Genomic DNA, 23,540 nt, shown 5'->3' with positions numbered 1-23,540 from the left:
TAGGCTTGCCCATATGGCTAGTAAGACCGCTAGTAGGGCCCCTGCGCGTTCTGGCACCCGAACGACCAGGTCGAAGGCTGCCAAGGGGGGATCGCGGGCTGCTCGGCCGGCCAAGGCGCGCCGTGCCGCGCCGCAGCCGGCCCGTCCGGTGGCGGTCGGTATGGCCCTCGGGCGCGTCGCCCGTGCGACCTGGCTGATGGTGGCCAAGGGCGCCGGAAGCGCCGCACGTTCTGTCGGTCGCGCACACGACATTGACCCCGGGCATCGCCGCGACGGCATCGCGCTGGCACTGCTGGGCCTGGCCGTGGTGACCGCGGCGAGCTGCTGGCTGGATGCCGCCCGGCCGGTCGGCGCGTGGATCGACACCGGTCTGCGCGCCGTGGTCGGCGGGGCCGTGGTGCTGCTGCCGGTCTTGGCCGCGGGCGCCGCCGTGCTACTGATGCGCACCGAACCAGACCCCGAGAACCGGCCCCGGCTGATCCTCGGCTCGGCCATGATCGCGTTGCCGCTCCTGGGCCTGTGGCACCTGTGGTCGGGTTCGCCGCAGAGTCCCGACGGGCGTCTGCACGGCGCCGGGTTCGTGGGATTCGCGATCGGCGGCCCGCTCGCCGACGGGCTCACGGCGTGGATCGCCGCACCGCTGTTGTGCATCGGTGTGCTGTTCGGGGCGCTGTTGCTCACCGGGACCACCCTGCGTGAGGCGCCGGAGGCCCTGCGGGCGATGTTCCGCGGCGACTACGACGACTACGACGACTACGGCGACTACGACGATGCCGAATACGACGAATACGACGATCAGGGCTACGACCCGGCTTACGAAGGTGCCGAGGACGATCGCGCTCGCAACGACGACGTTCGCCACGACATCGCCGCCGGGACGCGGGCCGGAAGCAGCCGGTTCGCCGCCGTCGATACCGACGTGATCGACGACGCCCCGGACTGGCAGTCGCGCAGCCCGCTGGACAACTACCCACTCGAGGAACCGCCGGCCGCACCGCCGCCCCCGGTCAAGCCCGTGCGCCGCAAGGCAACCAAGGAGCCCAAGGCCAAACCCGCCGACACCACGGTGGTCCTCGACCGGGTGGTCGAAGGCCCCTACACGCTGCCCGCACTGAGCCTGCTGGTCGCCGGCGATCCCCCGAAGACACGCACTGCCGCCAACGACCAGATGGCCGACGCGATCACCTCGGTGCTGGAGCAGTTCAAGGTCGATGCGGCGGTCACCGGCTGCACCCGCGGACCCACCGTCACCCGTTACGAGGTGGAACTGGGACCGGGGGTCAAGGTCGAGAAGATCACCGCCCTGCAGCGCAACATCGCCTACGCGGTGGCCACCGAGAGCGTGCGGATGCTCGCGCCGATTCCGGGCAAGTCCGCCGTGGGTATCGAGGTGCCCAACACCGACCGTGAACTGGTGCGGCTGGCCGACGTGCTGACCGCGCCGTCCACCCGCTCCGACCACCACCCGCTGGTGATCGGCCTGGGCAAGGACATCGAGGGCGACTTCATCTGCGCCAACCTGGCCAAGATGCCGCACCTGCTGGTGGCCGGCTCCACCGGCTCGGGCAAGTCCAGCTTCGTCAACTCCATGCTGGTGTCACTGCTGGCGCGCGCCACCCCCGAAGAGGTCAGGATGATCCTGATCGACCCCAAGATGGTGGAACTGACGCCCTACGAAGGCATTCCACATCTGATCACCCCGATCATCACCGAGCCCAAGAAGGCGGCCGCCGCGCTGGCCTGGCTGGTCGAGGAGATGGAGCAGCGTTACCAGGACATGAAGTCATCCCGGGTGCGCCACATCAACGACTTCAACGACAAGGTCCGCTCCGGGGAGATCACCACGCCGCTGGGCAGCGAACGGGTCTACCGGCCCTACCCCTACATCCTTGCGGTGGTCGACGAGCTCGCCGACCTGATGATGACCGCTCCCCGCGATGTCGAGGACGCGATCGTGCGGATCACCCAGAAGGCCCGCGCCGCCGGCATCCACCTGGTGCTGGCCACACAGCGGCCGTCGGTTGACGTCGTCACCGGTCTGATCAAGACCAATGTGCCGTCCCGGCTGGCATTCGCCACCTCCTCGCTGACCGATTCCCGGGTCATCCTCGACCAGCCGGGCGCGGAGAAGCTGATCGGGATGGGCGACGGCCTGTTCCTGCCGATGGGTGCGAACAAGCCGATCCGGCTGCAGGGCGCGTTCATCTCCGACGAGGAGATCCAGGCCGTCGTCAGCGCCTGCAAGGACCAGGCAGAGCCCGAGTACACCGAGGGCGTCACCGCGGTGAAGCCCAGCGGCGACCGCGCCGACGTGGACCCCGACATCGGCGACGACATGGAGGTCTTCCTGCAGGCCGTCGAGCTGGTGGTGTCGAGCCAGTTCGGTTCCACCTCGATGTTGCAGCGCAAGCTGCGGGTGGGCTTCGCCAAGGCCGGCCGGCTGATGGACCTGATGGAGACCCGCAGCATCGTCGGACCGTCCGAGGGCTCCAAGGCGCGGCAGGTACTGGTCAAGCCCGACGAGCTGGCGGCCACCCTGATGGCGATTCGCGGCGGCGGCGAGCCGGACACCGGGGACGGCGAAGACTTCTAGCCGGCGCCGATGACGACCGGGGAACCGTGCCCCGGGGGGAGCGCTAGGCGCTGCGCACCAATGCCAGGCCGTGCCAGTCGCGGAGCGGCCTGCGTCGTCGGCTGCGCGCCACCAGCCGGGCCACCGCAGCCTCCAGACCCCGCGCCAGTTCGTCGACCGCGGCGAACTCGAAGTCGGCCAGCACCCCGATGAACAGGTCCCCGGCGTAGCTCAGAGCCGAGACGCCGGCGCGAAGCTGCATCGCGATCGGAGGTACCGGCAGCACCTGAACCACGTCGCAACCCATGATCTGCAACGGCTCGGCCGGGCCTGCGACATTGGTGGCCAGCGCCACGACCCCGCGCTGGCGGAGTTGGCCGAACAGCCGGGCCGCCCACCCCGACCACGTGACGGGAAGCAGGCCGGCCGCCGAGATGACGGCACGCGCGGCGTGCCGCTGGCCGCCGGCTTTGGCCTGCGCCAGCCGGGAACGCACCGCCAGCAGCCGCCGGATCGGGTTCGACTCCTCGACCGGCAGCCGGGGCAGCAGCACCGAAGCCCGGCTCTCGGCGGTCGGTGCGGCGTCGGGGGACGACGGCGAGAACGGAACCAGGGTGCGCAGCGAATCGGGCTCGGGAATCTCACCGCGGCGGATCATGAAGTCGCGGTAGCTCTCGGTCAGCGCCGCCAGCACCACGTCGTCGACGGTCACCTCGAACGCCCGGCACACCTGTTCGATGCCGTCGAGCGGCACCCGTGCGGTGCTGTAGCGGCGCCGGCTGGTGATCGGACCGTTGAGCGGCGACGAAGCCGGCTGCAGCAGACCGCTGGCAAGTTCGACGACGCCGCGCAGGTTGTACACCCAATGCACCGGATTGAGGTCCAGCAGCGGCCGGGTGTGCGCCGGGCGGTCGGCAGCGGGCGGCGCCGCGGCGCCGGGCCCGTGCTGGCTCATACCGTTGTCGGACAGGCCGGTGAGCATGTGCGCGGCGGCGGTGCTGCCGGCGATGCAGTGGTGGACCTTCATCAGCAGGGCCCACCGGTCGTCGCTGAGACCGCCGATCACCCAGATCTCCCAGAGCGGACGGTCGCGGTCCAGACGCCACGACATCACGTCGGCGACCACCGCGTGCAGCTCGGCGTCTCCGCCGGGCGCCGGCGCCGCGACCCGGCCGATGTGGTGAGCGACGTCGAAGTGCGGATCATCGACCCATTCGGGTGCGCTCAGATCCAGGGCGTGGCGGACCAGCCGCTGTCCGAACCGGGGACAGCCGCGCAGGCGCTCGGCCAGCGTCGCCGCCAGAGCGGCGTGCTCGGGCATCGGGCCCTCGAGCACCGCGAGCGTCCCCGTGGCCATGCTGACGTTGTCGTCGGAATCCTCCAGCCCCAGAAAGCCGGCGTCCAGGGGGGTCAAGTACTCGGCCACAGCTACCTCCAGTTGTCTGCAACTGTCAGTACCACTATCTCCTGTGGCGGTAGCGTACGGCAGGGCCGGAAGTCCTCACGTCCGGCCCCGCGCACCGGTGCGGGCCACATGCCGGCCACAGAGCGGCTACGGACTGGACACCGGCAGTCTTCCCCGGTCAGAGGGGCGCGTAATCTCGCCCCGTGGAGTGGGCACGACTTTTCGCTTTCGATACACCGCCCTCGGAGATCTTCATTCGCGGGACTGTCATCTACATCGCGATCTACGCGATGCTGCGAGTGGTGCTCAAACGCGAGGCCGGCACCAACGGCATCACCGACCTCATCGTCGTGGTGTTGATCGCCGACGCGGCGCAGAACGGGATGGCCGGCGGCTACCGATCGATCAGCGACGGCATCTTGCTGGTCGGCGTGATCATCGGCTGGTCCTATCTGCTGAACTGGATGGCGCACCGCTGGCCGGCCGTGGCCAGGTTCCTGCGGCCCGGTCCGCTGCTGGTGATTCAGGACGGCGCGCTGCTGCACCAGAACATGCGCAAAGAGATGATCACCGAGGAGCAGGTCCGCGAGCAGGCCCGCAAGCAGGGGATCGCGGATCTCTCCGTGGTCCGGGAGGGCCGCATGGAGTCCGACGGACAGTTCAGCTTTCTCATCGGCGCCACCCGCCGGTCGCGTGATCTGATCGTCGACTAGAGGATCAGCAGCATCCGGGTGTTACCCAGGGTGTTGGGCTTGACGTAGCTCAGGTCCAGGAATTCGGCCACGCCGACGTCATAGGAACGTTGCATCTCCTCGTACACCTCGGCGGTCACCGGTGTTCCGTCGATCTCGGTGAACCCGTGGCGGGCGAAGAACTCGGTCTCGAAGGTCAGCACGAACAGCCGCTGCAACTCCAGCTCGCGGGCGACAGCCAGCAGGCGGTCGACGATCGCGTGTCCGATCCCGTGCCCGGTCAGCCCCGGATCCACCGCGATAGTGCGTACCTCACCGAGGTCTGCCCACAACACGTGCAGGGCACCGCACCCCACCACCTGCTGGTCGGCGTCCTCGGCGACCCAGAACTCCTGGACCGACTCGTAGAGCGTCACCAGGTTCTTTTCCAGCAGGATCTTGCCGGCGTAAATGTCCACCAGCCGCTTGATCGCCGGGACGTCGGAGGTGCGTGCACGCCGGACCACCGGCCGCTGGGCCGGTCGGTCCGCCGCAAGATTCACAGCTGCACAGTATCGGTTTCTCGTTTCGGCCTGGACAACAGATATTCTGACGCCGTGTCGGGGCACCCTAAAACCGGTCCGACGGTGACGAACGTCCCCGTGGTCAATCTCGCGAACGCACTGACCGTCATGCGGTTGGGGCTGGTCCCGGTCTTCCTGCTGGCGCTGTTCGCCGAGGAGGGCCACGATCCGAGGACGCGCATCGCGGCGTTCGTCATCTTCGCCGTGGCGATCATCACCGACCGGCTGGACGGCACCCTGGCGCGCAACTACGGCATGGTGACCGAATTCGGCACGCTGGCCGACCCGATCGCCGACAAGGCACTGATCGGCGCCGCGCTGATCGGGTTGTCGATGCTCGGCGACCTGTGGTGGTGGGTGACGGTGTTGATCCTGGCCCGCGAGATCGGGATCACGGTGCTGCGGTTCGCGGTGCTGCACCGAGGCGTGATCCCGGCCAGCCGCGGCGGCAAACTCAAAACCCTGGTGCAGGCCGTGGGCATCGGCCTGCTGATCCTGCCGCTGTCCGGGCCCTGGCTGGTGACGGCCTGGACGGTGATGGCCGTGGCGGTGATTCTGACCGTGCTGACCGGGATCGACTACGTGGTCTCAGCGGTCACCGACCTGCGCGGCGGCCCGGCCGCAACTTGACCGCGTCCTTCGGGAACCCATCGGGGGACGGTGCGCGTTGAGGTCATGACGGTGAATCGCCGAGGTTGACCCGGGAGGGGAGTGCACGATGACGACATTGCTGCGGGAGTCGGTCGGTGAGGTGCTGCGCCAGGCCCGGACGGCCCAGGGGCGCACGCTGCGCGAGGTGTCCGACACCGCGCGGGTCAGCCTCGGATACCTCTCGGAGGTCGAGCGGGGCCGCAAAGAGGCGTCCAGTGAGCTACTCAACGCGATCTGCGCGGCGTTGCAGATCCCGCTGTCGCGGGTGCTCTTCGATGCCGGATCCCGCTTGGCCCACGCCGAGCGGTCCGACCAGGCACAGCGCCAGGCCGCAGTGACCCGCATCGATGCCGGCACCAAGGTGGTGATCCCGCCGATTCGCGGGCTAGCATCGGCGGTTTCAGCGTGACGCGCCACGCCTGAACACCCACCCGAGCACCCCGGACCCGATAAATTGATCAGCGGTAGCCGGTGGAGCGACAACACCGGACAACGAGCAGACGGAGCTGACTGATGGCCAACCCGTTCGTCAAGGCGTGGAAGTACCTGATGGCGCTGTTCAACTCGAAGATCGACGAGCACGCCGATCCCAAGGTGCAGATCCAGCAGGCGATCGAAGAGGCGCAGCGCCAGCACCAGGCCCTGACTCAACAGGCCGCTCAGGTGATCGGCAACCAGCGGCAACTGGAGATGCGGCTGAACCGCCAACTGGCCGACATCGAGAAGCTGCAGGTCAATGTGCGCCAGGCGCTGACCCTGGCCGACCAGGCCACGGCCGCCGGGGATGCGGCGAAGGCCACCGAGTACAACAACGCCGCCGAGGCGTTCGCGGCGCAGCTGGTCACCGCCGAACAGAGCGTGGAAGACCTCAAGGCCCTGCACGACCAGGCCCTCTCCGCGGCGATGCAGGCCAAGAAGGCGGTCGAGCAGAACGCCATGGTCCTCCAGCAGAAGATCGCCGAACGCACCAAGCTGCTCAGCCAGCTTGAGCAGGCCAAGATGCAGGAGCAGGTCAGCGCATCGCTGCGCTCGATGAGCGAGATCGCGGCCCCGGGCACGACCCCGAGCCTCGATGAAGTGCGCGACAAGATCGAGCGGCGCTACGCCAACGCGATCGGAGCCGCCGAGCTTGCCCAGGGATCGGTGCAGGGGCGGATGCTCGAAGTCGAGCAGGCCGGTGTGCAGATGGCCGGTCATTCCCGTCTCGAGCAGATCCGGGCGTCCATGCGCGGCGAGTCGCTGCCTGCGGGCGGATCGGCCCGCGCGGCCGGCCAGGGCACGCCGGCGGCCCCGCAGTCGGGGGCGAACCCAACCCCCGAGAATCCGCTGGGACGGTAGCGACGTGGCCGCGACACTCGGAGGCAGCGCCCGGCATCCGCTGCTGCAGCGTGCCGTGGACCGGGCCAGCGAGGCCGCCGACGTCCTGGCCGCCAGGCTGGGTGCCCTGGCCGATCCGCGGGCCAGAATGCTGCGTAAGCGGCGGTGGGCGCTGCGGCTGGGCCTGTTCTTCGGTGCCACCTGCGGGTTCTGGATGTTGGTGACGGCGGTGTTGGCCTCCTGGTCGACGCCGGTGTGGGTGCTGCTGATCACCGGACTGGTGTCGGCGGGGGCCGCTGCGCCGGCCACTCTGTTGTTGCTGCGCTACCGCTGGTTGCGCGCCGCGCCGTTGCCGGCCGTGCGTGCGGCCACCGCGCGGCGGCTGCCGGCGGCTGGTTCGGCGGCGCGTCCGGCGATGTACGCGCTGGGCGCCTCCGAGCGGGGGATGCTCTCGCTGCTGGGCGTGCTCGAGCGGGGCCGGCTGCTGCCCGCCGACGAGATCACCGAACTGACCGACGCCGTCAACCGCGCGGCATCCACCATGGCGGCCACCGCTGCTGAGGTGGTGTCCATGGAGCGCGCCGTGCAGGACAGTCCGCAGTCTCGCCAATACCTGGTGCCGACCATCAACGCGTTCACCGCGCAGCTCAGCGCCGGCGTCCGCCAGTACAACGAGATGGTCACCGCCGCAGCGCAACTGGTTGCCTCTGCCAACGACGGCTCGGCGACCCTGACCGGTGACCCGGCCAATTCCCCGATGTCGCAGCGGCGCTACCGCGAGGAGCTGGCCGGTGCGACCGACCGGATGCTGGGCTGGGCCCAGGCGTTCGACGAACTGGCCGAGTTGCCCCGGGTCGTCTAAATGTCGTCGCTGCGCTGATCCACGTCCGGCCGCGGGCCGTAGCGTTCCACGTAGGAACGGTGGATGTGGGCGTCGCGCTGCCGCTTGCGGGCATTGGCGAGTTCCGGGTCGAGGCCGTGCATGCGCAGCATGTGGGTGCGCCACACCTTGTTGAGCGCATGTGCGAACAGAATCACCATGAACCAGATCGGAAACGTCATGGTGAAATGCGTCATGAAGTCGGCAGGCAGGAACCAGAACGGGATCAGGATGAGCGTCGTGGGCACGGCGGCGCGCATGATCATCCGGATGGTGGCGCCGCGCCCGGCGAGGTCGTTGCGGACCCAGTCCAGCAGCTCCGGCGGCAACGGGCGCCCGTAGCAGTAACGGATGTATTGAATCGGGTTGGGGCGCTTTGACACGGTCGTGACCTTAGAGCGTCGGGCGCAGCGCCGGAAACACCGTGGCTGCCACCGCGCGCAGCAGCGCCTTGAACATGTCGAGGAAGTCGAAGTAGTCGCGCCACAAGGTGATCCGCCCGTGGTGCACCTCGAACACTCCACACACCCAGAACTGCAGCCGCAGCGGACCCAGCGTCAGCACGTCGGTGCGCTCGGTGAGCACCGCCGAGCCGTCGGCGGCGATGCGGTGGGTCTTCACGTCGAACGACCCGCGTCCGGCCAACCGGCGGAACACCTTGACCGTGGCGCTGCGGCCGTAGATGGTCGGCAGCCCGACGTTCTGATACACGACGTCCTCGGCGAGCGCTGCGGCCGCCGCGTCGAGATCCTCGTCGCGGAGGGCTTCGAGGAAGGTCTCAACGATGCGGATGTTCTCGGCGGTGTCCGCGGCGCCGTGCTGGTCAGTCAGTTCGGTCATGCCTGCCACCCTAGGCCCGTGGGGCTGTGGCACGGTAGGCCGATGCGAGTGGTAGTGGTAGCAGGCCCCGATCCCGGTCACGCGATCCCCGCGATCGCCCTGTGCAAACGCTTCGTGGCCGCCGGCGACGCACCGACGCTGCTGACCGGGGTCAAGTGGCTCGACACCGCGCGTGCCGCCGGGGTGGACGCCACTGAACTACTCGGGCTCGATCCCACCGCTGCTGATGACGACGCCGACGACGGGGCCAAACTGCACCACCGTGCGGCCCGGATGGCGGTGCAGAACCGAGATCAGCTGCGGGCCCTGCAGCCCGACCTGGTGGTCTCCGACGTCATCACGGCCTGTGGCGGAATGGCGGCCGAGCTGCTGGGCATCGGGTGGGTGGAACTGAGCCCGCACCCGCTGTACCTGCCGTCGAAGGGCCTGCCGCCGATCGGCAGCGGGCTGGCTCCGGGCACGGGGGTGCGCGGCCGGCTGCGGGATGCGGTGATGCGGTCGCTGACGGCACGGTCGGTCCGCAGTGGGCTGCGCCAGCGTGCCGACGCCCGGGTCGCTATCGGGCTGCCGGGCCACGATCCGGGGCCGCTGCGGCGCCTGATCGCCACGCTGCCCGCGCTCGAGGTCGACCGGCCCGACTGGCCCGCCGAGGCCGCTGTGGTCGGCCCCCTGCACTTCGAACCGACCGAGCAGGTGCTGGACGTACCGGCGGGAACCGGACCGCTGGTGGTGGTGGCCCCGTCGACGGCAGCGACCGGCACCGCCGGGCTGGCCGAGCTGGCGGTGGAGCATCTGGTGCCGGGTGCCACCCTGCCTGAGGGAGCCCGATTGGCGGTATCGCGCCTGAGCGGTCCGCCCCTGACGCTGCCGCCGTGGGCCGTCGCCGGTCTGGGGCGTCAGGATCAGCTGTTGCAGCACGCCGACGTGGTGGTGTGCGGTGGCGGGCACGGGATGGTGGCCAAGACGCTGTTGCACGGTGTGCCCCTGGTGGTGGTGCCCGGTGGTGGCGATCAGTGGGAGATCGCCAACCGTGTGGTGCGCCAGGGCAGCGGACGCCTGATCCGGCCGCTGACCGGGCCGGCGTTGGCCGAGGCGGTGGGCGCCGTGCTGGCGTCGCCGGACCATCGTGAGGCAGCGCGGCGAGCGGCGCGCACCGCCGGCGAAGTCGCCGACCCGGTACGGGTGTGCCACGAAGCACTGGCGAGCACTGGGTAGGTTGGGGGCTGTGCGTCTGACCGAATTTCGCGAGCGGGTCGCGATGCGTTTCGGTGCCGCCTACGGCAACACGGTGATGGAAGATCACGTGCTGGCCGCGGTGGGCGGACGCACCGCGGCGCAGGCCATCGAGGACGGTGTGGAGCCGCGCGAGGTGTGGTGGGCGCTGTGCGCGGACTTCGACGTGCCGCGCGATCAGTGGTGAGACGAGTCGCTGTGCGCCACGATGCTGCGCACCAGGGCGACCGACAGGTCTGAGCAGATCGCGGCCAGTTCGGCCGGAGTTTCGACCGGGTTGTCGAGCCAGGTTTCGATGATCTGATTGACGCCGCCGACGATGAACAGTGCGCCGCGCCGTAACTCTTCGGGGGCCAGCTTCTGGCCGTCGAGAACGGCTGGGGCGTATTCGACGATGGTGTCGGTGATCATGTCGAGGATGCCCGCGCGGTGCTCGTTGAGGCCCGGAATCGCCGACAGGTCGCTGGTGGCGATGCGGTGGATGTAGGGGTCGGCGGCGATGAGGTCGAGGAAGGCGGTCAGCGCCGAGCGGAGTTTGTCCGACAGCGTTCCGGGGTCGCCGACGCCGGCGGTCACCATCGCTTCGAGCAGCTGGTCGCGGACATCGTCGGAGACTGCGAAGAACAGCGCTTCGCGATTGGGAAACTGCTCGTAGAAGTAACGCGGGGTGAGTCCGGCGGCGGTGCAGACCCCACGGACCGTGACCTCGCCGATGCCCGACTCGCCCCAGATCTGGCGCCCGGCGGCCAGCAATTTTCCGCGGCGCTCGGCGCGGCGGTCCACCGCGCTGATCCCGCCGTAGTCACGCACCACCTCAGGGCGTTTCATTGACATCACCCTACTAGCGCCCGTAAATTCGGAATACGGATGTTATCCAAATAGTTGGGAGGCCGCCCGATGAACGCGCCCGCGCAGACCATCCCCGCCCGCCACCCGTCCGGGCCCGGCCGCGTACCGGCGGGCATCGCGGCGCTGGCCCGGGTATTGGCGGTAGGCCGGCCCAGTGCCGAGCGGTGGCAGAAGATCGGTGCGGACCTGACCGCCGGAGACGAGCCGATGCAGCGGTTGGTCGAGTGGATGTCGAGCACCGGGGCCGCCGAGACGCGGCCGATCTTCGAACAGATCCTGACCCGTGGCCTCGCCAGCGTGCCGGATGCACCTGAGCCGCTGCGGGAGTTCTTCGGTGAGTTCGAGCCGATACCGGACTGGGTCGACATGGCCCGGGTGCGGCGCGGCCAGCGTGCGCTGCGCCGGGGCGGTGCCGACGGCACCTACATCGCCCGGGACGTGTCGTTTCTGGGGGGCTACCAGTTCTCCTCGTTCAACAAGACGCTGCTGCGTACCGGTGTGCTGGAGAAGGGCTCGAACAAGCGCTTCGCCGAGACCCTGCAGTGGGCGCTGGACGTCAGTGCGGAAGGCGGACTGGAGCCGCTCGGCGTCGGTTACCAGGCCACCATCCGGGTCCGGCTGATCCACGAGTACGTGCGCCGGCATGTGGCGGCACTGCCGGACTGGCGCGCCGACGAATGGGGCCTGCCGGTCAACCAAACCGACATGGCCGCCACGTTGGTGGGCGCGCTGATCGCGCCGCCGGCCGGGGGGCTGGCCCTGGGACTCGTGATGCCGCCGGCCGAACTGGACGACATCGCGCACCTGACCCGCTATGTCGGCTGGCTGATGGGAGTCCGCGACGACTGGTTGCCCCGCAGCTTCCGGGACGGCATCCGCGTTCTCTACCAGACCCTCGGTGCACTCTCCGCGCCCGACGAGACCACCAAGCAGCTGGCGGCACCGATGGCCGACGATCCGCTGGGATGGCATTTCGGCGCCATGGCCGGCCTGCGGCGTCGCATCGCACGCGCCCAGCATCTCTCGTTGACCAGTAGCTTCCTGGGATCGGGCACGATGCGAAAACTCGGTCTGCCGACTTCGGTGCTGCCGTGGTACCCGCTGGTGCGGATGCCGGTGAACCTGGCCCGCAGCGTTGCGGCGCTGACGCTGCCCGGTGGACTGGATCGCGCGGCGCGCCGCGGGCGGCGCGAGCAGGAGGCGTTCATGCGCACCCTGATGGGCACCGGCGACACCACCATCGGAGCCTCTGCGCACGTCATGCAGGTGGCCTAGCGGCGATCGCGAGCGCGGCGGAGCCGGGCGCTGCGGGTCGGCGCCATTGGGCTAGCGGCGATCGCGAGCGCGGCGGAGCCGGGCGCTGCGGGTCGGCGCCAGTGGGCTAGCGGCGATCGCGAGCGCGGCGGAGCCGGGCGCTGCGGCGACACGCCGCGCGCCTACTTGATTCGAACATTCGTTCGCCTACTGTGGAGGCAGTTCGTTCGGCCTGACGGGTTTGTCAGACCCCGTCGCTAGCGTCACGGCCAACCGACCGAGAACGGTCAACCGAACTACCGAACCACAGGAGAGGCATCATGGCGCAAGCGCCCGATCGCGAAAAAGCACTCGAACTGGCGATGGCCCAGATCGACAAGAATTTCGGCAAAGGCTCGGTGATGCGCCTCGGTGACGAGGTGCGTCAGCCGATCTCGGTCATCCCGACCGGTTCCATCGCCTTGGACGTGGCGCTGGGCATCGGCGGCCTGCCCCGGGGCCGGGTCGTCGAGATCTACGGCCCGGAGTCCTCCGGTAAGACGACCGTGGCGCTGCACGCGGTGGCCAACGCCCAGGCCGCCGGAGGGATCGCGGCGTTCATCGACGCCGAGCATGCACTGGACCCCGAATACGCCAAGAAGCTCGGCGTGGACACCGACTCGTTGCTGGTGTCCCAGCCCGACACCGGGGAACAGGCGCTGGAGATCGCCGACACGCTGATCCGCTCCGGGGCGCTGGACATCCTGGTCATCGACTCGGTGGCCGCCCTGGTGCCGCGCGCGGAGATCGAAGGCGAGATGGGGGACAGTCACGTCGGCCTGCAGGCCCGGCTGATGAGCCAGGCGCTGCGGAAGATGACCGGCGCACTGAACAACTCGGGTACCACCGCCATCTTCATCAACCAGCTGCGGGAGAAGATCGGGGTGATGTTCGGCAGTCCTGAAACCACCACGGGTGGAAAGGCTTTGAAGTTCTACGCATCGGTGCGCCTCGACGTTCGGCGGATCGAGACCCTCAAGGACGGCACTGAAGCGGTCGGCAACCGCACCCGGGTCAAGGTGGTCAAGAACAAGGTGTCGCCGCCGTTCAAGCAGGCCGAGTTCGACATCTTGTACGGCCGGGGCATCAGCCGTGAGGGTTCACTGATCGACATGGGCGTGGATCAGGGCTTCATCCGCAAATCCGGCTCGTGGTTCACCTATGACGGCGAGCAGCTGGGGCAGGGCAAGGAGAACGCCCGCAACTACCTGCTGACCAACGTTGACGTGGCCAATGAGATCGAGAAGAAGATCAAGGAGAAGCTCGGCATCGGAGCCGTGCTGACCGATGAGCTGGCCGATGAAGTCCTGCCTGCCCCTGTCGACTTCTGAGCTGGTCGAGGCGGCAGAGCCCAAACGCGAAGAGCAGGCGAAGGCGCTGTGCCTTCGCCTGCTCACCGCCCGGGCGCGGACTCGTGCCGAACTCACCGAGCAGCTGGCAAAACGCGGCTACTCCGAGGAGGTCAGCACCCGAGTGCTCAACCGGTTGACCACCGCCGGGTTGATCGATGATGCCGATTTCGCCGAACAGTGGGTGCGCTCGCGGCGCGAGCGGGCGGGCAAGGGCCGCAAGGCGCTGGAAGCCGAGTTGCGCACCAAGGGCATCGATGAGGACGTGATCGCCACAGCGTTGTCGGGCATCGACGCCGGGGCCGAGCGCGAGCGCGCCGAGCAACTGGTGGCAGCCAAGCTTCGCCGGGAAGCCCTCGGCGACGACGATGTCAAGATCACGCGCCGGCTCGTGGCGATGCTGGCCCGGCGCGGCTACAGCCCGGCGATGGCCTACGACGTGGTCAGCGGCGCATTGGCCGGCGAACGAGAGCGCCGCCGAGTCTGACGACGTGCGCTAGACGCCTTCCTCGGCGTCGTCTGTGCCGGTGAAGACCTCCCGGGTTCGCTCCACAGCATGCGTGGCGATCGCCATCGAGTCCTGGACGATCGCACTGACGCCCCCGGAGATGTCCCCCCGAATGATGTCGCCGGCGTCCACGACGATGTCGGAGGCCTTCTCCATGGTGTGAGCGGCGATGTCCCGTGCGGCGCTGATTGCGTCCTTGGGAGTGATGGCCATCGGAGTCTCCTGTCGCTAGCTGTCGATTCCGACTCTAGACGCCGGGCACCGGGTGCGCAGTGCCTAAACGACGCGGGTGCCCGGGGTGCCTTCCGGCTCGATGGTGGTGGCCTCCAAGGGGGACTGGCGGGCCCGGCGCAGGCGGCGTTCCAAGCCGATGGCGCCGGCTGACAACACCATGTTTCCGGTGATCATCAGTGCGGCGATCACCAGGAGCGCGGGAAGGTAGTTGCTGTACTGGGAGCCGACGACGGTGCCCTGGCGCACCATCTCCACAAACGTGATCTGGTAGCCGATAGCGGTGTCTTTGAGCACCACCACCAGTTGCGACACCAGTACCGGAAGCATGGCGGTGACGGCCTGCGGCAGCAGGACCAGCCGCATCGACCGGATCCAGCCCAGGCCCAACGCGGCGGCGGCCTCGGCTTGTCCACCGGGCAGGGCGTTGACCCCGGCCCGCACGATCTCAGCGATGACTGCGCCGTTGTAGAGGGTCAGGCCGGTGACGACCCCGGCCAATGCGATCTGTTGCGGTGGAAACACGTTGAGCAGGCCGTAGACGAAATAGGCGAAGATCATCATGATCAGCACCGGAATTGCCCGGAAGAACTCCACGACCACCGCGCAACACCAGCGCACCGGCGTGATCTGCGACAGCCGGCCGACCCCCAGCGCGACGCCCAGAATCAGTGCGAGCCCGATCGACCAGGCTGCCGCGGTGAGGGTGCCCGCCACCCCCGGCAACACGTAGGTCCGCCACAGGTCCGCGGTCAGAAACGGCGCCCATTTCTCCGCCGTCAGCTGGCCTTTGGCGCTCAGCCGCGAGTACACCATCCAGCTCAGCAGGCCGGCGACCAGCACCGTGGCCACCGACAAGGCGTGGTGGCGGGCCCGGGCCCGCGGGCCGGGGGTGTCGAACAGCACGGTCGCCTGCGGCACGGACCTCATCGCGACACCGCCAAGCGCCGGTCGAGGTAACCGAACAACAGTCCGAGCGGCAGAGTCAGCACCAGAAACCCGGTGGCGAACACCGCGCCCACGCCCAGCAGCGCCGCGGTGTTCTCGGTCATCGTCTTCATCAGCAACGCCGCCTCGGCGACGCCGATCGCCGAGGCCAGCGTGGTGTTCTTCGTCAGCGCGATGAAAACCGAGCCCAACGGGACTATGACGGCGCGAAAGGCTTGAGGTAGCAGGATGATCCGGAGATTCTGGGTGAAACTGAGCCCCAGCGAGCGAGCCGCCTCGGCCTGCCCGATACCCACCGTGTTGACACCGGCGCGCACCGCTTCGCAGACGAAAGACGCGGTGTAGACACCGAGCCCGAGGACCGCGAGGCGAAAGTTGCTGTCGTCGACCGAGGTCGGCGACTGCGGGTCGGTCAGCGTCACCCCCAGCGTCTGGGACAGCCCGAACGAGCACAACAACAACAGCAGGGTGAGCGGGGTGTTGCGCACCAGATGGACGTAGCCGCCGCCGAGCAGGCGCAGCACCGGCACCGGAGCCAGGCGCATCGCCGCCAACCCGGTGCCCAAGGTCAGCGCAAGCGCACCGGACAGCACCGCCAACTCCACCGTGACGGTGAAGGATTGCAGGATCTGGCCCCGATATTCGCCGAACATCATCGCCTGATCGGCGGCGGATCGGGGACGGCAAACCCGGCCGGGCCGAAGTTGTCCTCGAACGCCGCCCGCCACGAACCGTCACGTTCCATTTCTTCGAGGGCGTCGTTGATCCGCTGCCGCAGCGTGTCGTTGCCCTTACGCACACCGATCCCGTAAAGCTCCTGGGAGAAGCGTTCGCCGACCAGCTTGAAGTCGCCGGGACTCTGGGCGGCATAACCGGCCAGGATCACGTCGTCGGTGGTCACCGCGTCGATCGCGCCGTTACGCAGGGCCTCCACACATGCCGAGTAGGTGTCGTAACGCTGCAACTGCACACCGGGGTAGCGGTCCTTGATCCGTTGCGCCGGTGTCGAACCGGACACCGAACACAGCTTCTTGTGCCGCTGCAGCGAGGCCGTACCTGTGATGTCGGTGTTATCGGCGCGAACCAGCAGCGACTGCCCGGCCAGCAGATAGGGGCCGGCGAAGTCGACCTTCTGCAGGCGAGAATCGGTGATCGAATACGTGGCCACCAGGAAGTCGACCTGGCCGTTGCGCAGCAGCATCTCGCGCTGGCTGGACGGAGCCTCGATCCAGGCGATGCGGTCGGGCGGGTAGCCCAGCCGGGCCGCGACGTAGCGGGCCACGGCGACATCGAACCCGTCCAGCGTCCCGTCGGGTCTCTTGACGCTCAACCCGGGCTGGTCGAACTTGACCCCGATGGTGATCTTGTCGCTGTCGTGGGCGGTACATGCCCCGGTGAGCGCAGTCAGGACGGCCGCCCACACCAGTACCGCAGCGACCCGCGCCAACCTGCGCAAACGCCCGGTGAGCATCAATGGTCGAGGACCTTGGCCAGAAAGTCCCGGGCCCGGTCGGTCTGCGGCGAGCCGAAGAACTCTGCGGGGGCGGCGACCTCGACAATGGCGCCGTCGGCCATGAACACCACCCGGTCCGCGGCACGGCGAGCGAAACCCATCTCGTGGGTGACCACCACCATGGTCATCCCGTCGTCGGCCAGGGTGGTCATCACGTCGAGCACTTCGCTGATCATCTCCGGGTCCAGGGCGCTGGTCGGCTCATCGAACAGCATCACCTTGGGATTCATCGCCAGGGCGCGCGCGATCGCCACCCGCTGCTGCTGCCCGCCGGACAGCTGGGCCGGGTGCTTGTCGGCCTGATCGGCCACCCCGACCCGCTCCAGCAGTGCCATCGCCTGGCTGTGCGCCTGCGCCCGGGGCAGCTTGTGCACCTTCATCGGAGCCAGTGTGACGTTGGCGAGGATCGTCTTGTGCGGAAACAGGTTGAACGACTGGAACACCATGCCGACCTGGGCGCGCAACCGGGCCAGGGCCGCACCTTCGGCCGGCAGCGGCTCGCCGTCGAGAGCTATGGTGCCGGAGTCGACGACTTCGAGCCGGTTGATGGTGCGACACAGGGTGGACTTGCCCGACCCCGATGGACCGAGGATCGCCACCACCTCGCCCCGGGCAACCTCGAGACTGATGTCTTTGAGCACATGCAGATCGCCAAAGTACTTGTTGACCTCACGGATGGCGATCATCGGCACCGGATCCCCTCCGCTGCTGATCATGGCATCTGACCCTACCCAGGAAGTCCCGGCCGGGACGCCGCTATCGGTCGGGTCAGTCCCATCGACTCGGGTGCCGCGCGCCGCCGTACCATAGACCGGGTGAGTTCGCCGGTGATTTCCGAACAGATGCGCACCTACGAGGTGCGCACCTACGGCTGTCAGATGAACGTTCACGACTCCGAACGGATCGCCGGAATGCTGGAACAGGCCGGTTATCGCCGCGCCTCCGACGGCGCGGACGCCGACCTGGTGGTGTTCAACACCTGCGCGGTGCGCGAGAACGCCGACAACAAGCTCTACGGAAACCTGAGTCACCTGGCGCCCAACAAGCGCAGCAACCCCGACATGCAGATCGCGGTGGGCGGCTGCCTGGCCCAGAAAGACAAGGACAGCGTGCTGAACCGCGCGCCGTGGGTGGACGTCGTCTTCGGCACCCACAATCTGGGGTCGTTACCGGCGCTGCTGGAGCGCGCCCGGCACAACCGCAGCGCCCAGGTCGAGATCGTGGAATCGCTCCGGGAGTTCCCGTCGTCGCTGCCCACCGCGCGGGACTCGGCCTACTCGGCCTGGGTGTCGATCTCCGTCGGCTGTAACAACAGCTGCACCTTCTGCATCGTGCCCTCGTTGCGGGGCCGCGAAGTGGACCGCAGCCCGGACGACATCCTTGCCGAGGTGCGGGCGCTGGCCGCCGAGGGCGTCCTCGAAGTGACCTTGCTGGGCCAGAACGTCAACGCCTACGGCGTCTCGTTCGCCGACCCCGACCTGCCGCGCGACCGCGGCGCATTCGCGTCGCTGCTGCGGTCCTGCGGGGACGTCGACGGGCTGGAGCGGGTGCGCTTCACCTCACCGCATCCGGCTGAGTTCACCGACGATGTCATCGAAGCGATGGCGCAGACCCCGAACGTCTGTCCCACACTGCACATGCCGCTGCAGTCCGGTTCCGACCGCGTGCTGCGGGCCATGCGCCGCTCCTACCGGGCCGAGCGTTACCTGGGCATCCTGGAGCGGGTCCGGGCCGCCATTCCCGACGCGGCCATCACCACGGACCTGATCGTGGGATTCCCCGGTGAGACGGAGCAGGATTTCGCCGAGACCCTTGAGGTGGTGGCGGCGGCCCGATTTGCGGCCGCATTCACCTTTCAGTACTCCAAGCGCCCCGGGACACCTGCTGCCGAACTTCCCGATCAATTGCCCAAAGAGGTTGTCCAGCAGCGCTATGACCGGCTGATCGAACTACAGGAGCAGATCTCGTTGGAGGAGAACCAGGCCCAGATCGGTCGCACCGTCGAGTTGCTGGTGGCAGCCGGTGAGGGACGCAAGGATGCCGCGACCGCACGCATGAGCGGCCGGGCCCGCGACGGCCGGCTGGTGCACTTCGCGCCCGGGACCGCGCAGGTGCGTCCCGGTGACGTGGTGACCACGACGGTCACCGGCGCGGCGCCGCACCACCTGTTGGCCGACGGCGCCCTGCTGAGTCATCGGCGTACCCGGGCCGGAGACCTGCACGCCGAACCGGCACCCGGTGTCGGACTCGGTATGCCCAAGATGCCGGGGGTGGCGCGATGAGCGGCAGCGGCGACAACCACCGAGACTTCGAGGCCTACCGCGCCGACATCGAGGCCGCCGAGCGCCGCGTGGCCGGCGAGATCGATCCGGGCGGCAGAGGCCTGGTGGTGGCGATCTGCGTCTTCGTCCTGCTGGGCTCGTTCCTGTTGCCGCACACCGGATCGGTGCGCGGCTGGGACGTGCTGTTCCCCGGCAACAGCGCCGACGGAGCCCTCGTGACGCTGCCGTCGAAGCTGTTCATGTGGCTGGCCCTGGTGTTCGGCGTGGGATTCTCTCTGCTGGCCCTGGTGACGCGACGCTGGACGGTGGCCTGGGTGGCCCTGTCGGGGTCGGCGGTGGCCACCGCGGCGGGACTGCTGGCCGTGTGGTCCCGCCAGACCGCGGTGCCGGGCGACCCCGGCCCGGGCATCGGGCTGATCCTGGCCTGGATCACGCTGTTCGTGCTGACGTTTCACTGGGCGCGCGTGGTGTGGACCCGCACCGCGCTGCAGCTCGCCGCAGAGGCCGAGCGCCGGCGCAGCACCGCCGAACTGCACTCCAAGAACCTGCTGGACGGCCTCAACGGTCCCGAGGACCAGCCACCGCCGGCGGCGGGGGAGTAGGAGCCGTTGCGGCCCGGCCTTCCCGGCTCGCGCGATAGGCGTCGGCGCGCAACCGGGTGAGCCAACGGGGACGCAGTTCCACCCCCGGAGCGGTGTTGACGGTCGGGTCGAACGACACGTCATGCCCCGCATCGCCGGTCCCCTCGAGGCCGGTGAGTACCAGGTGCGCGAGCGGATGGAATCCGGCCGTCCCGCGGGCCTGCTCGAGTTCGAAGCGGATCTCGCCGCCGTCGAGTTGCCGGCGGATGCTGCGCAGCGACAAGCCCAGGCCGTCGATCGGCGTGTTCAGCCGGGCCCGCAACCACCACGTCTGCTCGCGGTAGCTCAGCGGCTGCAGTGAGGTCATCGTCAGACCCGACCACCGCAGTGCGGGCCGTATCCCCAACGCGCGGCCCACGATCCCCGATCCCGCCGAGGCCAGCAGGATGTCCCAGCAGCCCTGATCGGGCGCTGAGGCGGGAATCCGCAGGGCCAGCCCGACGGCGTCGGGTAGCGCGCCCGGTGTGCCGGTGGCCTTGGAGATGCGCGCCACGACCGTGGCCGACGGGACGGGCAGGCCCGCACCGGTAGGTGCATCCCGTTCGAGAACGCCGGTCGCCAGCACACCGTCGGGGTGAAAAAACCGGCTTTGCCGCAGCGCTGCCCCCGGCGAAACAGTTCCCCGCCGATCATTGGCGCGGTACGTCTCCGCGCCACGCGCCGGTCTCGCTGCCCTGGCTTTCGATGAATTCCTTGAAGCGCTTGAGATCGCCGTGCACTCGGTGGTCCAGGATGTGCAGCTTGTCGGCGACGTTCTCCAGGACACCGTCGGGGTCGATGTCCATCTGGGTGGTCACCCGCGTGGTGTTGTCATCGATCTTGTGAAAGGTGACCACACCGCCGTGGGCCGGTCCGGAGTCGGATCGCCAGGCGATGCGCTCTTCGGGGTGTTGCTCGGTGATGGTCGCGTCGAACTCACGCGAGACCGGTCCCACCTTGATCTTCCAGTGCAGGTGCGTGGGGTCGCGTTGCTGCACCTGCTCGACGCCCTCCATGAACTGAGGGAACGACTCGAACTGGGTCCATTGGTTGTACACCGTCTGAATCGGCCGCTTGACGTCGAGGGCCGCGGTGATGTTGCTGGCCATGCTCACCTCCAGTGAGTGGTTGTGCCGTCTCGTCTGGAGGTGGTAGCCCAACGTCGCCGATGCCCAAACATCGGCTGGTCGAGAGCTGGTGGATCAGCGTCGGTTGAGCGCCTGCTCGGCGGCCTGGGCCCATTGCCGCCACTGCTCGGCGTTGGCGCTGGCCTCGGCGGCCTCCTTGTCCCGGCCCGCGGCCTGGGCCTTGAGTGCTTGCCGCTCGAACTGTTCGGCGCGGGTGCGGAACTGAGCCGCCCGGGCTTCGGCTTCGGGGTCCACCACGGCGGCCTCGGCTGCCGCGCCGGCATCCCGCACCTTCTTCTCCACCGCCCGCAGCCGTCGCTCGAGCTCCGCGGAGCGCTCCCGGGGTACCTTGCCGAGGGCATCCCACTTGTTGACGATCGAGCGCAGCGCGGCGCGCGCGGCGTTCTGGTTGGCGGGGTCGATGTGCTCCGCCTCGGCCAGTAGGGCCTCTTTTGCCGCGGCGTTTGCCTCCAGCTCGGCATCACGCTCGGCGTTCGCGGCGTTGCGGGCGGCGAAGAAGGTGTCCTGGGCGGCCTTGAAGCGCTGCCACAGCGCCTCATCGACGTCCTTCGAGGCCCGCTCCGCTGATTTCCAGGTGGCCAGCAGCTGGCGGAAGGTGGCGCTGGTGGCCGCCCAGTCGGTGGACGCGGCCAGTTCCTCGGCCCGCTTACACAGCCGTTCCTTCTCCTCCCGGGCGCCTGCCCGGCCGCGGTCCAGCTCGGCGAAATGCGACCCGCGCCGCCGGTTGAAGCTGTCGCGTGCGGCGGCGTAGCGCTTCCACAGCGCATCATCGACCTTGCGGTCCAGTCCGGTGATCGTGCGCCATTCGTCGAGAATGGCGCGCAGCCGGTCGCCGGCAGCTTTCCACTGCGTCGACGTCGCGGCCAGCTCCTCGGCCTCGACGGCCAGGGCTTCCTTGCGTGCCGTTGCCGCTGCGCGCTGCTCGTCGCGCTGCGCACGGGCTGCGGCGGCGAGGGAGTCGGCATGGTCGCACACCACCGAGATCCGAGTCGCCAGGGCCTCCACGTCGCCGAGGATGCTGGCGGTGGGCAACTGCTCGGCCAACGCCGCCGCGGACGCCTTGATCTTGCGGGCGTCGCCGCTGCCGGAGGACAACCGCTCCTCGAGCAGGGTCACCTCGGTGCTCAGATCGTCGTAGCGGCGGCCGAAGTGGGCGAACGCCGCCTCGCGGTCACCGGCCTGCCACGAGCCGATCTGGCGCTCGCCGGCCGCCGTGATCAGCCATACCGTGCCGTCGTCATCGACGCGGCCGAATCGGTGTGGATCGCAGGTAGGCGGCCCCACGACGGCCGGGGCCGGCCGGGCGCCCGGCTTCGGGCCGGGGCGCGGCCCCGGACGCGGACCCGGGCGGGGGGCGGGCGAACCGCTGTCAGTGGTCATCGCTGTCGTCACCTAACCCTTCGCGGGATAGCCCGCGCATCTGCCGCGCGACGCGGCGCCTTCGATATGCCTGGAAAGTATTCAAGAGTATTCAAGCAGTTACCCGCCACACTCCGCCGCCAACTCGGCGGTTCAGCGAAGCTCGACGCAGGAGAGGCGAAGCTGGGGCCGCCGATGGGTGGTGCGGTTCAGCGAGGCTCGACGCAGGAGAGGCGAAGCTGGGGCCGCCGGATGGGTGGTGCGGTTCAGCGAGGCTCGACGCAGGAGAGGCGACGCTGGGGCCGCCGTATAGGCCGGGCGGTAGCCTGTCGGATCGCCACCGAAATTCCCTGCGGACTGGTAGGAGGCGGCCATGGCGAAAGAGACGGTAGCCGTGCTGTTCGCTCTCGGTGCGGCGCTGTTCGGCGCGATCAGCGATGTGATCCAGCAGCGCAGCGCCCATCGTGTCGGCGACCAGGCTGTGGGATCCGCCGCATTGTTCGCCCGCTTGCTGACCGACCGGCGCTGGTGGGTGGGCAGCGTGTCGGGCTTGGTGGGACTGGCTCTGCAGGCGGTCGCGCTCGGACTCGGATCGGTGCTGCTGGTGGAGTCACTGCTGGTCACCTCGCTGTTGTTCGCGCTGCCGCTGGGTGCTCGCCAGGCCGGCCGGCGGCTGGCCCCATCGGTCTGGCTGTGGGCGGGGCTGCTGGTCGCGGCCTTGGCGGTGGTCATCATCGTCGGCAATCCCACCGCCGGGCAGCCGCGGGCGTCGCTGGACGGCTGGGTGTGGGTGATCGGCGTGCTGGCACCGACGATGCTGCTGTGCGTGATCGGAGCACGGGTCTATGCCGGGCGGGCCGTCGCGGCTGTGCTGCTGGCTGCGGTGTCGGCCATCGCCTGGGGAATCTTCGCGGTGTTGACCAAGGGGGTGGTCGATCTGATCGGCCATGGTCCACGCGCGCTGCTGACGGCTCCGGAGCTGTATGCCTGGGGAGCTCTGGCCCTGGTGGGCATGGTTTACCAGCAGTCGGCGTTTCGCGCCGGGGCCCTGACGGCCTCGCTACCGACGATCACGGTGCTCGAACCCCTGGTGGCCGCAACGCTGGGTGTGGTCCTGCTCGGCGAGGTGCTCAATCCGGGCCGCGACGCCGCCTTCATCCTGGTATTGGCGGTGGGCACGCTGGTCGCCGCGGTGGCGGCGCTCTCGCGGGATCAGGCGGCCACTGCCGAGGTCCCGGCGGTCGCCACATAGCGCGGGATGGCCAGCGGGCGGGTTACCGCCGTCGG

At 68.9% G+C, this 23,540-nt stretch carries 27 protein-coding genes; 14 read left to right on the top strand and 13 right to left on the bottom strand.

Annotation, left to right across the window (positions count from 1 at the left end):
* Positions 1-13 precede the first annotated feature (13 nt).
* Positions 14-2,593 carry an FtsK/SpoIIIE family DNA translocase gene (locus tag AWC02_RS03910; RefSeq protein ID WP_207567987.1) on the top strand — a complete coding sequence of 860 codons (2,580 nt, stop codon included), beginning with the start codon at positions 14-16 and terminating at the stop codon, positions 2,591-2,593.
* 43 nt (positions 2,594-2,636) lie between these two features.
* On the opposite strand, the gene AWC02_RS03905 is transcribed toward AWC02_RS03910, so the two are convergent.
* Complete coding sequence (locus tag AWC02_RS03905; RefSeq protein ID WP_085127370.1) at positions 2,637-3,998, bottom strand: wax ester/triacylglycerol synthase family O-acyltransferase; 1,362 nt, start codon at positions 3,996-3,998, stop codon at positions 2,637-2,639.
* Positions 3,999-4,180: 182 nt separating this feature from the next.
* Here AWC02_RS03905 and AWC02_RS03900 point away from each other — a divergent pair, with 182 nt between their 5' ends.
* The gene (locus AWC02_RS03900) at positions 4,181-4,690 is read left to right on the top strand and encodes a DUF421 domain-containing protein (protein ID WP_085127368.1); all 510 of its coding nucleotides are present in this window, start codon (positions 4,181-4,183) and stop codon (positions 4,688-4,690) included.
* Here AWC02_RS03900 and AWC02_RS03895 read toward each other — a convergent pair.
* Entirely contained in the window at positions 4,687-5,211 is a 525-nt protein-coding gene (locus AWC02_RS03895; protein WP_207567986.1) for an amino-acid N-acetyltransferase, read from the bottom strand. The genes AWC02_RS03900 and AWC02_RS03895 overlap by 4 nt on opposite strands.
* 54 nt (positions 5,212-5,265) lie before the next feature.
* On the opposite strand from AWC02_RS03895, the gene pgsA reads away from it, so the two are divergent.
* The 4 genes from pgsA to pspM all read left to right on the top strand — a co-directional run bounded on the left by pgsA (position 5,266) and on the right by pspM (position 8,062).
* Complete coding sequence (gene pgsA / locus AWC02_RS03890) at positions 5,266-5,862, top strand: CDP-diacylglycerol--glycerol-3-phosphate 3-phosphatidyltransferase (RefSeq protein WP_085127367.1); 597 nt, start codon at positions 5,266-5,268, stop codon at positions 5,860-5,862.
* A gap of 88 nt (positions 5,863-5,950) precedes the next feature.
* A complete protein-coding gene (clgR, locus tag AWC02_RS03885; RefSeq protein WP_085127365.1) occupies positions 5,951-6,292 on the top strand; it encodes a transcriptional regulator ClgR in 342 nt (113 codons plus the stop codon).
* Between the two features lie 104 nt (positions 6,293-6,396).
* A complete protein-coding gene (gene pspA, locus AWC02_RS03880) occupies positions 6,397-7,221 on the top strand; it encodes a phage shock protein PspA (RefSeq protein WP_085127364.1) in 825 nt (274 codons plus the stop codon).
* A 4-nt stretch (positions 7,222-7,225) separates the two neighbouring features.
* The gene (gene pspM, locus AWC02_RS03875) at positions 7,226-8,062 is read left to right on the top strand and encodes a phage shock envelope stress response protein PspM (RefSeq protein WP_085127362.1); all 837 of its coding nucleotides are present in this window, start codon (positions 7,226-7,228) and stop codon (positions 8,060-8,062) included.
* Here pspM and AWC02_RS03870 read toward each other — a convergent pair.
* Together AWC02_RS03870 and AWC02_RS03865 are read right to left on the bottom strand one after the other, a co-directional pair.
* Positions 8,059-8,463: a DUF5313 domain-containing protein gene (locus AWC02_RS03870; protein WP_085127360.1), complete on the bottom strand. Its 405-nt coding sequence runs from the start codon at positions 8,461-8,463 to the stop codon at positions 8,059-8,061. The two genes, pspM and AWC02_RS03870, sit on opposite strands and share 4 nt — an antisense overlap.
* 10 nt (positions 8,464-8,473) lie before the next feature.
* Complete coding sequence (locus AWC02_RS03865; protein WP_085127462.1) at positions 8,474-8,920, bottom strand: limonene-1,2-epoxide hydrolase family protein; 447 nt, start codon at positions 8,918-8,920, stop codon at positions 8,474-8,476.
* A gap of 42 nt (positions 8,921-8,962) precedes the next feature.
* On the opposite strand from AWC02_RS03865, the gene AWC02_RS03860 reads away from it, so the two are divergent.
* Positions 8,963-10,135 (top strand): glycosyltransferase, encoded by a 1,173-nt coding sequence (locus AWC02_RS03860; protein WP_085127464.1) that lies wholly within the window; start codon positions 8,963-8,965, stop codon positions 10,133-10,135.
* A gap of 10 nt (positions 10,136-10,145) precedes the next feature.
* Positions 10,146-10,340, top strand: coding sequence for a DUF3046 domain-containing protein (locus tag AWC02_RS03855; protein WP_085127358.1), 195 nt, complete (start codon positions 10,146-10,148; stop codon positions 10,338-10,340).
* Here the strand turns inward: AWC02_RS03855 and AWC02_RS03850 are convergent.
* Positions 10,331-10,981 (bottom strand): TetR/AcrR family transcriptional regulator, encoded by a 651-nt coding sequence (locus AWC02_RS03850; RefSeq protein ID WP_085127356.1) that lies wholly within the window; start codon positions 10,979-10,981, stop codon positions 10,331-10,333. The two genes, AWC02_RS03855 and AWC02_RS03850, sit on opposite strands and share 10 nt — an antisense overlap.
* 69 nt (positions 10,982-11,050) lie before the next feature.
* Here AWC02_RS03850 and AWC02_RS03845 point away from each other — a divergent pair, with 69 nt between their 5' ends.
* The 3 genes from AWC02_RS03845 to recX all read left to right on the top strand — a co-directional run bounded on the left by AWC02_RS03845 (position 11,051) and on the right by recX (position 14,131).
* Positions 11,051-12,277: an oxygenase MpaB family protein gene (locus AWC02_RS03845; RefSeq protein ID WP_085127354.1), complete on the top strand. Its 1,227-nt coding sequence runs from the start codon at positions 11,051-11,053 to the stop codon at positions 12,275-12,277.
* Between the two features lie 296 nt (positions 12,278-12,573).
* Complete coding sequence (recA, locus tag AWC02_RS03840; protein ID WP_207567989.1) at positions 12,574-13,626, top strand: recombinase RecA; 1,053 nt, start codon at positions 12,574-12,576, stop codon at positions 13,624-13,626.
* Positions 13,583-14,131 (top strand): recombination regulator RecX, encoded by a 549-nt coding sequence (gene recX, locus AWC02_RS03835; protein WP_085127351.1) that lies wholly within the window; start codon positions 13,583-13,585, stop codon positions 14,129-14,131. Before recA ends, recX begins: the two co-directional genes overlap by 44 nt.
* Positions 14,132-14,140: 9 nt before the next feature.
* On the opposite strand, the gene AWC02_RS03830 is transcribed toward recX, so the two are convergent.
* The 5 genes from AWC02_RS03830 to AWC02_RS03810 all read right to left on the bottom strand — a co-directional run bounded on the left by AWC02_RS03830 (position 14,141) and on the right by AWC02_RS03810 (position 17,530).
* Positions 14,141-14,365 carry an Rv1893 family protein gene (locus AWC02_RS03830; protein WP_085127349.1) on the bottom strand — a complete coding sequence of 75 codons (225 nt, stop codon included), beginning with the start codon at positions 14,363-14,365 and terminating at the stop codon, positions 14,141-14,143.
* 63 nt (positions 14,366-14,428) lie between these two features.
* Complete coding sequence (locus AWC02_RS03825) at positions 14,429-15,313, bottom strand: amino acid ABC transporter permease (RefSeq protein ID WP_085127347.1); 885 nt, start codon at positions 15,311-15,313, stop codon at positions 14,429-14,431.
* Complete coding sequence (locus AWC02_RS03820) at positions 15,310-15,987, bottom strand: amino acid ABC transporter permease (protein ID WP_085127345.1); 678 nt, start codon at positions 15,985-15,987, stop codon at positions 15,310-15,312. The genes AWC02_RS03825 and AWC02_RS03820 overlap by 4 nt, the downstream gene beginning before the upstream one ends.
* Positions 15,984-16,802, bottom strand: coding sequence for a glutamate ABC transporter substrate-binding protein (locus tag AWC02_RS03815; RefSeq protein ID WP_419179197.1), 819 nt, complete (start codon positions 16,800-16,802; stop codon positions 15,984-15,986). The genes AWC02_RS03820 and AWC02_RS03815 overlap by 4 nt, the downstream gene beginning before the upstream one ends.
* Complete coding sequence (locus AWC02_RS03810) at positions 16,802-17,530, bottom strand: amino acid ABC transporter ATP-binding protein (protein WP_085127456.1); 729 nt, start codon at positions 17,528-17,530, stop codon at positions 16,802-16,804. Before AWC02_RS03810 ends, AWC02_RS03815 begins: the two co-directional genes overlap by 1 nt.
* Before the next feature lie 156 nt (positions 17,531-17,686).
* On the opposite strand from AWC02_RS03810, the gene miaB reads away from it, so the two are divergent.
* Together miaB and AWC02_RS03800 are read left to right on the top strand one after the other, a co-directional pair.
* Entirely contained in the window at positions 17,687-19,126 is a 1,440-nt protein-coding gene (gene miaB / locus AWC02_RS03805; protein ID WP_237160312.1) for a tRNA (N6-isopentenyl adenosine(37)-C2)-methylthiotransferase MiaB, read from the top strand.
* Positions 19,123-19,728 carry an Rv2732c family membrane protein gene (locus tag AWC02_RS03800; protein ID WP_085127341.1) on the top strand — a complete coding sequence of 202 codons (606 nt, stop codon included), beginning with the start codon at positions 19,123-19,125 and terminating at the stop codon, positions 19,726-19,728. The genes miaB and AWC02_RS03800 overlap by 4 nt, the downstream gene beginning before the upstream one ends.
* Here the strand turns inward: AWC02_RS03800 and AWC02_RS03795 are convergent.
* The 3 genes from AWC02_RS03795 to AWC02_RS03785 all read right to left on the bottom strand — a co-directional run bounded on the left by AWC02_RS03795 (position 19,685) and on the right by AWC02_RS03785 (position 22,274).
* Positions 19,685-20,332, bottom strand: coding sequence for a phosphodiesterase (locus AWC02_RS03795; RefSeq protein ID WP_237160308.1), 648 nt, complete (start codon positions 20,330-20,332; stop codon positions 19,685-19,687). The two genes, AWC02_RS03800 and AWC02_RS03795, sit on opposite strands and share 44 nt — an antisense overlap.
* A gap of 64 nt (positions 20,333-20,396) precedes the next feature.
* Complete coding sequence (locus AWC02_RS03790) at positions 20,397-20,855, bottom strand: SRPBCC family protein (protein WP_085127454.1); 459 nt, start codon at positions 20,853-20,855, stop codon at positions 20,397-20,399.
* A gap of 93 nt (positions 20,856-20,948) precedes the next feature.
* A complete protein-coding gene (locus tag AWC02_RS03785; protein WP_085127339.1) occupies positions 20,949-22,274 on the bottom strand; it encodes a DUF349 domain-containing protein in 1,326 nt (441 codons plus the stop codon).
* A 352-nt stretch (positions 22,275-22,626) separates the two neighbouring features.
* Here AWC02_RS03785 and AWC02_RS03780 point away from each other — a divergent pair, with 352 nt between their 5' ends.
* On the top strand, positions 22,627-23,505 hold the full coding sequence (locus AWC02_RS03780; RefSeq protein WP_085127336.1) for a DMT family transporter: 879 nt from the start codon (positions 22,627-22,629) through the stop codon (positions 23,503-23,505).
* Positions 23,506-23,540 lie beyond the last annotated feature (35 nt).

Source organism: Mycolicibacter engbaekii (assembly GCF_002101585.1).
Taxonomy (GTDB): domain Bacteria; phylum Actinomycetota; class Actinomycetes; order Mycobacteriales; family Mycobacteriaceae; genus Mycobacterium; species Mycobacterium engbaekii.
This window is presented reverse-complemented; position numbering and strand designations above follow the sequence as displayed.